The organism is Pseudoalteromonas ulvae UL12 (assembly GCF_014925405.1).
GTDB classification, from domain to species: Bacteria; Pseudomonadota; Gammaproteobacteria; order Enterobacterales; family Alteromonadaceae; genus Pseudoalteromonas; species Pseudoalteromonas ulvae.
On the sequence record NZ_AQHJ01000035.1, the window covers coordinates 559,957 to 573,289 of the forward strand.

Genomic DNA, 13,333 nt, shown 5'->3' on the forward strand with positions numbered 1-13,333 from the left:
TTGTAACAAGGCGTATTGTGTGAGTAAGAATAAAACGATTGGCAGTATGCTAATTATTGCGGGAACCACGATTGGTGCAGGCATGCTGGCGTTACCTATCGCCTCAGCAGGACTGGGATTTTCGACCTCAATAGTGGTTATTTTAGCCACTTGGTTATTAATGACGTACACAGCGTTGTTAATGATTGAAGTGCACCAACACGCTGAAGTGGACGCCACTTTAAATACCTTAGCAAAACAGTTATTGGGTCGTCGCGGGCAAGTACTTGCTAATTTTGCGATGATTTTTCTATTTTATGCATTATGCGCTGCGTATATCACAGGCGGTGGCTCGCAATTACAGGGAAATCTCAACAATTGGTTTTCGTGGCAATTGGCACCGCAAGTGGGGGCGATTGGTTTTGCTCTCCTATTTGGCTTTATTATTACGCTTGGCACCGGCACAGTCGATAAAGTGAATCGCGTGTTATTTAGCATTAAAATTGTGGTGTTAATTGCGATGTTTTATATGCTAACGCCTCATGTCAAAATGCAGCATTTACTCGAACTACCTGTTGAGCAAGGGCTTATTTTATCAGCTCTTCCTGTGGTGTTTACTTCGTTTGGTTTTCATGGCTCTATCCCCTCGGTGGTCAAATACGTTGGCAAAGATGTCAAAGTGTTGCGTAAAGTCATGATCACTGGAGCGGCTTTGCCTTTGTGTATTTATCTTGTTTGGCAAATTGTTAGCCAAGGGATGATGAGTCAGAATCAATTGTTAGACAGTGAAGGGCTAGCTGGCTTTATTGGCGCAGTATCGACATTAGTGAACAACCCTGCAATCAGCCAAGCAGTCACTATTTTTGCAGATTTAGCATTGGCAACGTCCTTTTTAGGTGTGAGCTTGGGTTTGTTTGACTTTTTTAGTGACACCCTGAAAAAATCAAATAGCAAACAAGACAGATTATTAACGGCGAGTGTGACTTTTTTACCCCCATTGGGCTTTGCGTTATTTTATCCGCAAGGATTTATCATGGCATTAGGTTACGCAGCTATTGCTTTGGTGGTGTTGGCTATTTTCTTGCCTGTTGCGATGGTGTGGAAGCAAAGACGATGTTCGAGTACACCGGATGGTTACCAAGTCATCGGCGGGACGCCTGCTTTAGCGTTTGTCGCAGTGATGGGAGTGTTAATCATTAGTGCGCAAGGATTACAGATGTTAGGTGTCATCCCCGCGGTAGGCTAATCAATTTGGCAAGTGAGCGCATTGTTTACTTGCCGCTTTTAATTGTTGTGAATGATGTGCTGCTCGAATTCTTTTGCACTTTGCAGTACAACTTGTTGCCAAGCTTGTTCAAGAGCTTGAACTAAGCCGCTATACCCGTCTTGTGTTAAATCGACCGAGACGTTGAAATATTGATTCAGTAGTACCACATTGGCTAAGCCATTGTTGAATTTAATAATTCGCCATAACCCTGAAATTTCTGCATTGTGTGTGAGGCCACCATTGAACTCAGTGAGTTCCCATTGCAATTCATAATGATGTTGTTGGTTTGAATAGGGCAATGCAGAGCGCTTTTTACTGACAAACACATCTGGTAAGGCTGCAATTAATTGCTGCTCGGCACTATTTAACAACATGCCATCTAAAGGTTGATCCCACAAATGCGCGCGAGCACTGCGCATTTGGTTAGCGGAATGTTTCATGGCAATGCCACGATTACTGATCGCACCAAAGAGTATTGGATCTGCAAGGACTAAAGCTGTGGATGCAGGCGCAACAATGGGTTGATTGATCGGCAGGTTTTGAGCAAATTGGTAATATTCGATTTCTGACGAAGGTGAGCTGCAGCCACTTAGTAATAGCCCGCTGCAAAGAGTGAACAGTAAGTGACGCATAAAACGATGAGCAATCATTGCTTACTCCTTGGTTGTAGGTCTTCGGGGGCATTTTTATCAAAAATCAGCATATTCGGTTGCTCGTTCAGTGACTGGGTGAGAGGCTGAAGTTGTTCAGTCAATTTCTTTAATTCTTCAATGGTGCTATTCAAATCGTGATACATAGGCGAACCTTGTTGGTAATCGGCCATTGTTTTAGCAAATTGCTTCATGGTGAGATCAAATTGAGTCATAGAAGTCGACACTTTATCTAGGCTGGTGGCAAATTCAGCAGGAATACTTTGGGTTTGCTGAGTGTTGATAAAAGCGCGCATATCGGTTGCCAGTTGTTGATATTCATTCATGGCACTATTGAGTTGGATAAGTGATTGCTCAACATTGAGTTTATTAATTTTTGCTAATGTTTCTGACACTTGATTCGTTAGCACTGATAAGCCACTTGAAACACTCGGAAATACTTGATAATTACCTAGGTTTCTCACTTGATAAGGATCTGGATCAGGATAGAAATCTAAATCTACATACACAGCACCTGTTAAGAGGTTGCCTGGTTTTAAAGATGCTCTGAGGCCTCGTTCTATCCATAGCTGCGCATTATTTTGCCAGAAATCTTTGGCGACTTTTGCTTGGTGATAGATACGACGATATTCAATTTTTATCATCACAGGGACTGCAGTATTATCTGACATGAAATGAGCAGGCGTGCCATCTACGACTAAGATTGCCGGAGTTTCTACAACAGTACCGACTCGGGTACCGCGATATTCAACAGGTGCCCCGACTTTTAGTCCACGAATCGATTGCTCAAACTCAATGATGTAATAATCATGCTCAAAATAGCGTTGCTCTAACGCGGTTTTGTAATCTTGACTGAGTGAATAAATATGGCCGTCTTTAACGATTTCTCCGGGCTTTTCGCGTTCTGGCACTGCAAATGAAATCCCACCGTTGAGCATGGTACTTAACGAACCGGTTTTAATGCTGATCCCATCAGCATTTAAATCTACCTCGAGACCTGAATGTATCCAAAACACACTATTGAGGGTGGCTAAATTTTGATAAGGGGCTCTTAAAAAGACACCATAACGCATGGTTTGTTCTTGCCAATCAAATGTAGCGGTTTCAACTTGGCCCACTTTATAGCCTTTATAAAAAACACTGCTGCCCACATCAATGACTTCTGCATCTCGGCTAAGCAATTTAATGCGGCCGCCTTCAATATCATTAGCAATTAATGGGGGATCTTCGAGCAGTTTGAAATGGTGCGAAGTGAACTCACTTTCTCCGGGTAAGAACTCAATATACACCCCAGATAAGAGCGTGGTCATTCCAGTAATGCCCGTTTCGTCAATGCGGGGCTTCACTAACCATAATTTTGCATCTTCATTGAGTAAATGGACGTAATTTTTATCAATTTCAGCCCGTGCGATGACACCTTTTTGATCGTCAGAAAGGCGAGTGTGACTAATGATACCAACCTTTACACTGCGGACTTTTATCTCTGTTTTACCATTGGTGATCCCTTCTGCGGAAGGCATTTTAATGAAAATTGTTTCACCTTGGTCCACCTGATATTTGTATAACATCCATATGCCAATAAACACAGTGACAAGGGGTAAAAGCCAAACGAATGAAAAACGTTCTGTTTGTTTAATTTCAGCTGATTGGGTCATTGCGTTCCTTTGTTTGCGAATCCCATATTAAACGAGGATCAAATGCATGCGCTGCAAGCATTGATGTGATCACCATGGCACAAAAGAATAATGCACCACTGCCAGGTGTGATTGACATTAAATTGCCTAATTGAACCAGCGCAACCAAAATAATGACCACAAACACATCCAACATTGACCATTTGCCTATGAATTCCGTCACTTGATACAGCCTAGTGGCTTGTTTGTGGTTATAGTGCTCTCGGTAAGAGACATGAAAACATAAGCTGGCTAAAACAATCATTTTTGCAATTGGGACTATAACACTTGCGATGAAAATGATGATAGCAATTGGATATGATTCTATTTTCCACAAAATAATAATGCCACCGATTATGGTGGATGGCTCGTCTTGACCCAACACGACAGTGTGCATAATCGGAAAAAAGTTCGCTGGAATATACAGTAATAATGAGGTCAGTAGAAAGGCCATCACTCGTTGTATTGATTGAGGATTACGAAAATGCATTTTACTGTGGCAGCGAGGGCAAATACTGAGTGAGCTCAGTTGCTGGCAAACATGGCATGCTTTGAGTTGTTGATCAATGGCTCTGGGGACGTTAATTGCTGAAATGGGGGTTGATGCCTCTATTTGTTGCCACAAGAGTGGGTAGTTGACTCTGCGCAGACACGCTAAATATAAAATGACAAAAAGACAAAATGACCAAAAACTCAAGCCAAAACTGATTTGCGCCATTGCCATGATTTTGACCATGCTGATCAGCACACCAATCAAAAAAATCTCTGACATCACCCAAGGTACTAGGGTGATATTTGTTTTTAATATCCGGCGGCTATACGATTTTGGCAGAGCCTGCAACAATCCCATATGCATCAGGATATGGCTTATTAACACAAATAATGGCAGCAAAATGATGCATAAATCAAGCAAGGCTCCCAATAACGGTGTGTGGTAATTGAATAAAATTTTTGCAGCATCGAGCAGGGTAATGGTTTGAGTGAGCCCTTGATTACTAAAAGAGATAAATGGATAAAACAAAGAACTTAACAGCATGATTAATGCACTGAGCGCAAACGCTATCACTGTAGTATTTTGGTGAAAATTACCACGTGATACTTGATAGCCACAATGGGGGCAATGAGCACGTTGATTGACAGACAGCGGGGCCAATTCAATTAATAAATCACATTGTGGACAAGCAATTTGCTGTTCCATAGCTACTTACGCTAATTACGAAGGTCTTAATTTTGCGCGACTTACTTTAATTTATCAAACTGTTAGTGACAAAACCTTTTAACAATGGGCAAATTTTTAGAAGTTTAACGTAAAAAATGGGAGATCCGCTTGAGTAAGCGCGATGAACGCGATGATTCTTTACATTCAAAACTGGCTCGCTTAGTGACATGCAGCTGAGCTGTTTGGTTTTTTAATAGTAAAATTTTATTGTTGCGTTGCCAAAGTTGCTGAATGACATACTCGCCACTGATCCCTTGACCACTTAAAGTGATATCGACATATTTTAGATTAACATCGCCAAGTGTTAAGCGCACTTCACCATGAAATTGCGCTTTACGATCCTCTAGAGCGTTCGCGCTGATGATCACCACGTCTCCTGGCATTGCGTCATCAGACAATAAGAAATGAAATACAAACTGGTTAGCTTGATCAACGTGATAGCTTTTACGCTGGTAATCAAGAGTCAGCAAAAATGGGTCGTCTTTTTGGCAGTCAAATGCTTTGCCCTGACAATGGGCCACTGCAGGTAAATGTTGTTCTGAAAAACCAATATAACGAGTCACTGTTTTGCCTATGTGTGTGAGAGTGTATTTTCTATACTGATTATTGTCATTTATTCATGTTACATGATTATGACAATCTGGTTTGTTTGTAAAATAATCTCACCATACAGACCATTTTGAGATACATTGACTCAGGCATGATTCTTTTAGATGCGATTGAATAATCATCTTGCACATACAGTTTATATATTGAGATGGTATTGTTCATCGCAGTATAAATAACAACCCCTATTTAACAGGCTTTCTATGACAGTGTTACGACATTTTTTTTACCGTTTATACCATGCAGGGTTACGATTATTTGTACGTGTTTATCCTTTTCCAAAACCCTTACTTATGCATGGACATGGCGCGTTTGAGCAATGGCGCGAGTATTTAACACACCATCAATACCGACAAGTGTTAGTTATTACTGATGCGACCTTATATAAATTGGGCGTGATTAATCCTGTTTGTGATTTATTAGATGAGCTAAATATTGCTTATCATGTTTATAGTGATGTTGAACCTAATCCGAGTATTGAGACAATTGAGTCAGGTGTGACTGTGTATAGGCAACATCACTGCGAGGCGTTGATTGCCATAGGTGGAGGCTCAGTGATTGACTGTGCAAAACTGATTGGTGCTCGAGCGGTTAAACCTCAGCAATCATTATTAAAAATGAAAGGATTATTTAAGATCCTTAAGGCCTTGCCACCTTTGCATGCACTTCCGACGACCGCGGGAACTGGCTCAGAAACAACCGTTGCGGCTGTCTTTACTGATCCAAGTACACATCAAAAGTATGCAGTATCAGATTTATGTTTGATGCCAAAAATAGCGGTGTTATTACCTGAACTCACCACGCAATTGCCTGCATCATTGACGGCAACCACAGCCATGGATGCGTTAACACATGCAATTGAAGCTTATATTGGGATCAACGGCTTGGCATTTAGCGATGAGCGGGCGTTGAGTGCCTGCGAGATGATTTTTGCTCATTTACCATTGTGTATGGCAAACCTCAAAGAGCGTGAACATCGAGAACAATTGTTGCTCGCCTCTTTTTATGCTGGCGAAGCATTTACACGAACATCAGTCGGTTACGTTCACGCATTTGCTCATAATTTAGGTGCAAAATATGGATTGGCGCATGGTTTTGCCAATGCAGTGATTTTACCGCATATTTTGCGTTGGTATGGAGCAAGCATTCACCCTAAAGTGGCTGATATTGCCTATCGAAGTGGTCTTAGTGAGTCAACTATGTCCATTGAACAAGCCGCTGAAAGTGTGATTTTGCGCATCGAATCGCTCAATCGCAGTATGGATATACCCGCAGGGTTCCCGCAAATAGCATCAAGTGATATACCTATGTTGGCAAAATTAATATTAGCGGAGGCTCATCCAGATTACCCTGTGCCTCAATTTATGAAGATCAGTGAATGTGAAGCGTTACTCAAACAATTAATGAACGGTTAAACAAACCCGTGGCTATTTACTGGTATGCGTGAATGAGCCATCCCAAGGGGATTGGGGCGGGGAAGTGTGATAAAGCGCGCAGCGCTCGAGATATATTTCGGTTAATTTGCAAGGGTGCGTTTGATGTAAATTAGCAAATGCTTGTTGTGCATCTGAAAATTGCATTTGCCAGTATAACTCAAGAGCTGCTTCGTATTTGGCGATATGTTCAGCCCATAGGCGTTCAAGTTGTGTTATTTCGCCTAAAGGCTCAAAGATGGTCACGGGGAGATCTTTTCCTTTCACTTTGACTTTATCGACCGTGCGATATAAGAACTGCGGCGCGGCAAGTTTAGTTGATTCGCTGACGATAATATCCACGCCATACACTTTTGTGATCCCCTCTAAACGAGATCCTAAATTCACTGTGTCACCCATGACTGTATAAGCAATACGAAATTCACTGCCCATATTGCCGACGCTCATTTCGCCGCTGGCGATCCCGATACCAACCTTAATTTCAGGCCAGTCCTTTGCTGCAAACTCTCGGGTCAATTTATCCATTTGCTGGATAATGTCTAAAGCAGCATAAATCGCATGGGCAGCATGTTCTTCATCGTTAATCGGTGCGCCCCAAAACGCCATCACGGCATCGCCCATGTATTTATCTATGGTGCCTTTTTGCTGATGGATACTATGGGTAATGGGCGTTAGAAACTCATTCATTAAAATGGTGAGTTCAGTTGGTGTCATTTTTTCTGACATGTTGGTGAAGTTGCGCACATCTGTGAACAACACACTCATAATGCGGTTTTCACCGGCTAATGACATTTCAGCTTGATTGGTGTCAAAGTCGGTGACTAACTCATGTGGAATGTATTGGCTGAAAACTTTGGATAGTCGGCGTTTATTTTTTTGTTCAACAAAAAAATTATAATTTAAGTGTAAGAATCCACTGATCAAAATAAAAAACAGCGGCGGTGCGAGGGTTAAAATTAAATTCTGCCAGTGCCAAAAATAAAAATTGAGTGTGGTATATAAAGCACTGAGCACGATTAAAAAGACCGCGGCTCCCACTGATTGTAAAAAAGGGAAGATAAAGGTCATCAGTAATCCAAGAACAAATAAACTCAGTAATTCGATCGCCAAGCGGTAACCCGGCGCGTGCTTAAAGCGCTGTTCAAGAATCGCAGAAACAATGTTGGCATGTACTTCAACGCCAATATAGCTTTTACCCACAGGCGTAGAACGTAAATCAAGTAAACCAGATGCGCTGGTGCCAAGTAAGGCTATTTTGTTGTTGAGTTGTTCAAGAGGGACTGAGTGGGTGATGACATCAGTTGCTGAAATATAAGCAAAACTGCCTTGGCGGCCCCTAAAAGGCACATAAATTGAACCTGTTTGGTCGACCGGAATGCGGTAATCGCCGAGTTTAATGTATTCAAGGGAGCGAGTTGGTGAGTGGATGTTACCTGAAAGTTGAAATTCGATGGAGGGTAAGTCCAAGCTTACACGGGCTAATTCAAAGGCCAGTGATGGGTAAATTCCCTCTTCAAAATATTGAATTAGAGGAACTTTTCTTAATGTTTCGTCATCGCGAATGTAGTCGAAGAAGCCGCCATAACCAGTTGCCTGTTGTAAAATAGGTAAATTACCAGCGTAGCCTGTGCCGTGATATAGATCTGATTTTACATCTTTTAGTAAGTCAATTGGCGCTAATGGTATTGGCAATTCGCCATTTTGTTGTTGGTCATAAGTGCTATGCTTGAAAACAAAGCCCATTACGGCATCACGAGCAATCAAGGCTTCACTAAATTTTTGATCATTGTCTAAATCAAGCGTTAAATTTTCCAACTCAGATTGGCTAATAATGCCTTGGTCGAATAAGTACTGTAAGGTACTGAGCGAATTTGTGGAGCTCGCTTCTGCAAATACCGCATCAAAGCCAATACTTCTAATTTGGTAGTGGTCAAAGAGTGTATTGATAAGGGTGGCTAGTTTATCTCTGGACCAAGGCCATTGACCTTGAGCGGTTAAACTTTTTTCATCAATATCGATGATGACTACGCGTTGATCGACACTTTGTTCCATTGTCATCAAAAGCCGAAGATCATATAAATAGTTTTCGACTTTGGTAATGATTGACCAATTCACATGGCCACTAGTATGAATCGCTAACATGATGAATACAGATGCTGAAATGACAATGCGTGATAAATATTTTTTGACTGTATCAGCTGTCACTTAGTTCATTCCTGCTTGAACACCGATATTGATATTAGCTTGATGTTTGGGGTCGCGGCGGTACATGGGCCAAGGGCTTGTGGCCAAAGAGTGACCCGTTAGTGAAATAGCATATAACTGACCATCTGTAGAGGTGATATACAGTGTATTGTTATAAAATACAGGCGCAGACTTAATGGCATCACCCGTTTTAAATTTCCACTGAACATTACCTGATTGTGCGTTTAAGCTATACAAGTAGCCATCTTCAGCCCCAACAATCACTGAGTTGACCACTTCACCATCACTCAATAGCAAGGCGGAACTGGTTATGGCACTGCCAAGATTGCTTTGCCAATTTGAGCTATTACCGGCGTTATTGAGGGTATAATTATAAAAGTAACCATTTTGAGTACCAAAATAGATATCGTTATCAAAGCCGATTACGATAGGGGCGCTGCTAGTATCTGATAAGGGAATTTGCATTGTTTGGGTGATAAGTCCATCGCTATCTTCAAAATAGGTCACCACCCCGGTACTGTCGATGAAATAGCCTGCAGAGCCTTCATCTAATAATGAAAGCCCAGACAAAATGGTTGCGCTAGGGGTCATAAATGTTGAGGTAACAATGGGTGTACTCGATAATTCAATTTTATTTATTACCTGATCACTTGCTGGATAAAGAAGCTGTGCGTTAGCATCAACCACACCCGGTAATGCAGTGATGCCAGCAGAAAGTGTGTTTGAATAACTGAGATCACCAAGCTGATCAGGTGTGCCGCTTTCGTCAGTCAATATGACGTATGTATTGCTGCTCGAAGACACATACACTTCATTACTATTAACAAGCGTCACGGGGTTATTCACTGGGTCAGAGGTTGCAAAGCTCCAAACTTTTTCACCTGCAGATGAGAGTTTATAAACAGAGCCATCTCCAGATCCGACATAAATATTATCTGTATCATCTAGCATTACAGAGCCTTTAATAGCTCCACCGGCTGTGTAAGTCCAATTGGTTGTACCTGCAGGGGCAATTGAATAGATTTGGCTGCCATCATTACCAAAAATGATGTTGCCGTTATTATCTATTGCAGGTGAAGAATGAATTGCTTGAGTGGCGTTAAATTGCCAAGCTAGAATTGGTGAGTAAACAATCACATCAACGGATGAATCTGCCGTGGCCCCATCATCGTCAGTCACTCTTAATTTAAACGTTAATACTTCTCCTGAGCTATTACTAGGAATAGTGACTTGAGTTGATAATGCGTTGATATTACTGATCGTAGCGCTCGTACCTGCCGCTTGAGTCCACACTGTACTTGCGATTGTGCCATCTGTATCCGAAGCCGTGCCAGACAAAGTGATGATTTGATTGCCAATCGCAGTGGTATCAAACCCAGCATTCGCTATTGGGTTTAAATTGGGTGGTAAAATCGTGATGCTAACTGTGTCAGTGCCAATTAACCCTAAATTATCCGTTGCTTTTAGTTGTAACACTATGACTTCATTCGATTCTACAGATGCAGAATTGATAGTGGTAATTGCACTGGTAGGAGATGAAAATGTCACGCTAATGTTGCCTGAAAGTTGAGACCACTCATACGAACTAATTGCACCATCATCTGTGGCCGAGCCAACTAAACTAATCACACGTCCGCCATGAATAGCTTGATCTGGGCCTGCATTGACCGTTGGTGGGGTATTTTGTGCCACCACATTAACAGTGGTTGAGGCTGTTGAAGTTAAGCCATCATCATCAGTGGCTGATAACTCAAAAGTTAAGGATGTATCTTGGCTCACATTGGGTGCTGTAAAGCTTGCGTTTGGTGTGGTTTCTCCACTTAAGGAGACTGATGTCCCTGATGTTTGACGCCAGAGGTAGCTGCTGATTTTACCATCAGTATCCGTTACTGTTGCTGATAAACTCGCACTTTGATTTGCATTTACACTCTGAAAACTATCCAAAATGATGCTCGGTGCCTTATTAGGTGGTTCGACGGTCACGCTGACATTGGCTGATTTGCTTGCGCCGTCATCATCGGTCGCAGTGAGGGTAAAGCTCAATTGCTGATTAGCACTGACGATGGGAGCGGTAAAACTTGTCGTTGTTTCGGTCGGGCTTGAAAGCACCACCGTCGGGCCCGTGTTTTGCGTCCACTGCACAGCGGCGATGGTGCCATCTTGATCGGTTGCATCACCGGATAAGGTGACTGACAAACCTGAATGGATCACTTGATCACTGCCAGCGCTGACTTGCGGTTCGAGATTTGGTGGTTCGACGGTGATGTTGACTGAGTCAACAGCTGTGGCTCCGATATCATCAGTCACCGTTAAATTAAATGTCAGCAGTTGGTTAGCAGTAACAATCGGCGCGATAAAGCTTGTGGCAAGTGAGTCAGTGGCCGATAAAGAGACAGATACACCGCCAGTTTGAATCCAAGATACGGATACGATTTGCCCATCTGCATCAGAGGCTACACCTTGTAAGCTGACTGATGCGTTAGATTCAACCACTTGATCCTCACCAGCAAACACATTCGGTGGAATGATGGGTTTGACTATGATTGAGACATCTGCGCTACTAGAAGCGCCTTCATTATCGGTGACTTGCAAATTAAAGGTTAAATCAGAGATAGCAGTCACTGTTGGGGCAATAATTTGTGTACTTAAAGACGATGGAGAAATAATTGCAGCCGCAGGGCCACTCGTTTGCTGCCATATTGTTGAGACAATAGAGCCATCACTATCAGAACTCTCGCCCGTAAGAGTCGTAGATTGTTCAGAAAAAATAACCTGAGGTGAGCCTGCTGACACATTGGGAGGAATATTCAAAGGGGTCACTGTTATTGTGATACTTTGTGTGGTTGAATCGCCGTCATCATCGGTTGCCGTTACATCAAAACTCATGGGTGTATTGGTGGTCACTATGGGTGATGTAAAGCGAATTGTGGCGGAGTCTACACCTTGTAATTCAACATTTGGCCCTGCAGTTTGTTGCCATTGAATGTTTGAAATGGTGCCATCGTTATCGGTGATTGTGGCTGTAATGGTCGTCGATGTTTGTTCTGTTATTTCAAAGCTATCAGGTAGTGAAATACTCGGCGCGCGGTTACGAGCAATTATCGATACCTCAATACTCTCGGATGATATCGCACCTTTGTCATCCACAACACTGACACGTAACGTTGCCTTGGAGTTAGTTAGTACATCAGGAGCAGTGATGGTGAGTTGTTCAGTATTATTGCCAGCGAATAAAAGCGTAGGCCCAGAGGTTTGACTCCAGTTAATTGCATCAACTGTCCCATCTTGATCTGATACAGTAGCGACAAGAGTGGCACTTTTGAGGCCTTCGACTTCTAGATCTTGATTGACGCTCACCACAGGGGGGTAATTTGTTATTTGTGGTTGTTGAAGCAACTGTTCATTAATAGTGATTGAGGGAGTTTGCGAGAAGTTGTTGCTGTTATTGTTTTGAAAGCGGTTTATTTGCTCATTTAAGCTGATATCTTGTGGCAGTGCTTGCTGTTCACCATATTTGTTTAAATACTCTAATGGCACTCCTTGATACTGACCATCGACAATACCATCCGAAAAATCATGGATAATCGCTTCAATAATAGAGAAATTGGGCTCTGAAAAACCTAGCTCTAAAGCAAACCGATTGGCTAGGTTTGCCAGCCCACCGAGCACTAATGCGTATTGCATTTGTGTGACTGTTGCAGTGGTTGAAGGCGTAAGGGTATCAGCTGGGACGGTATCTATGATATTAAATCCAAAAGCATTTGCAGCATTTGTTTGATTCAGTCTTAAGGTCTCAAAAAAATTATTACTGGTACTTTCTATTTTTGTTTTGGCGATTAACGCAGTTGAGGCGATTGTAATTGCGACTGATGTTTGGTTGGGCAGCAATACCGAAGATAGCCCTTGCTCTGGTGTGAAGGTGATTTTTCGTTTGAGTGATATATCAGGCTCTTGATCGGCTTCATCAATATAGCTCCCACCAAAGGACTTGATTAAGCGGGGCTGATTACTGACAGGGATAGCAAGGGTAAATTCACCCAATTCATTGGTGGTTGTTTCAAAAACGGGGGTAGGATCACTGATATTGCCACCTTCATCGAGGGCGTACACTTTAATACTTGCATTAATGAGGGCACCTTTAGCAGCGCTTCCTACTACAGTAATAGACGTTGGTTCTACGTGCTGAATAGGTAATTGATTTTGCGACTCGCTCTGTCCACCACATCCGGTTAGACAGGCAAAAATGACGGTAAGATAACTGAAGTGACGCGTTTTTGTTAAGGTGTGATACCACATTTGAT

8 protein-coding genes are annotated in these 13,333 nt (G+C 42.3%); 2 read left to right on the forward strand and 6 right to left on the reverse strand.

Annotation, left to right across the window (positions count from 1 at the left end; translation table 11 throughout):
• Positions 1 to 19: 19 nt before the first annotated feature.
• Positions 20 to 1,225 carry an aromatic amino acid transport family protein gene (locus tag PULV_RS20560; protein ID WP_193332524.1) on the forward strand — a complete coding sequence of 402 codons (1,206 nt, stop codon included), beginning with the start codon at positions 20 to 22 and terminating at the stop codon, positions 1,223 to 1,225.
• A gap of 38 nt (positions 1,226 to 1,263) precedes the next feature.
• Here the strand turns inward: PULV_RS20560 and PULV_RS20565 are convergent, their stop codons facing one another.
• From PULV_RS20565 to PULV_RS20580, 4 genes are all read right to left on the reverse strand, one after another.
• Complete coding sequence (locus PULV_RS20565; protein WP_193332525.1) at positions 1,264 to 1,896, reverse strand: PqiC family protein; 633 nt, start codon at positions 1,894 to 1,896, stop codon at positions 1,264 to 1,266.
• Positions 1,893 to 3,551: an intermembrane transport protein PqiB gene (gene pqiB, locus PULV_RS20570; protein ID WP_193332526.1), complete on the reverse strand. Its 1,659-nt coding sequence runs from the start codon at positions 3,549 to 3,551 to the stop codon at positions 1,893 to 1,895. Before pqiB ends, PULV_RS20565 begins: the two co-directional genes overlap by 4 nt.
• Positions 3,535 to 4,767 (reverse strand): paraquat-inducible protein A, encoded by a 1,233-nt coding sequence (locus PULV_RS20575; RefSeq protein WP_086742142.1) that lies wholly within the window; start codon positions 4,765 to 4,767, stop codon positions 3,535 to 3,537. The genes pqiB and PULV_RS20575 overlap by 17 nt, the downstream gene beginning before the upstream one ends.
• A gap of 104 nt (positions 4,768 to 4,871) precedes the next feature.
• Positions 4,872 to 5,351, reverse strand: coding sequence for a hypothetical protein (locus tag PULV_RS20580; protein ID WP_193332527.1), 480 nt, complete (start codon positions 5,349 to 5,351; stop codon positions 4,872 to 4,874).
• Between the two features lie 246 nt (positions 5,352 to 5,597).
• On the opposite strand from PULV_RS20580, the gene PULV_RS20585 reads away from it, so the two are divergent.
• A complete protein-coding gene (locus tag PULV_RS20585; protein WP_193332528.1) occupies positions 5,598 to 6,809 on the forward strand; it encodes an iron-containing alcohol dehydrogenase in 1,212 nt (403 codons plus the stop codon).
• Between the two features lie 12 nt (positions 6,810 to 6,821).
• Here PULV_RS20585 and PULV_RS20590 read toward each other — a convergent pair whose 3' ends face one another.
• Both PULV_RS20590 and PULV_RS20595 read right to left on the reverse strand, forming a co-directional pair.
• Positions 6,822 to 9,032 carry a CHASE2 domain-containing protein gene (locus PULV_RS20590; protein WP_193332529.1) on the reverse strand — a complete coding sequence of 737 codons (2,211 nt, stop codon included), beginning with the start codon at positions 9,030 to 9,032 and terminating at the stop codon, positions 6,822 to 6,824.
• Positions 9,033 to 13,328: a PKD domain-containing protein gene (locus PULV_RS20595; protein WP_193332530.1), complete on the reverse strand. Its 4,296-nt coding sequence runs from the start codon at positions 13,326 to 13,328 to the stop codon at positions 9,033 to 9,035.
• Positions 13,329 to 13,333 lie beyond the last annotated feature (5 nt).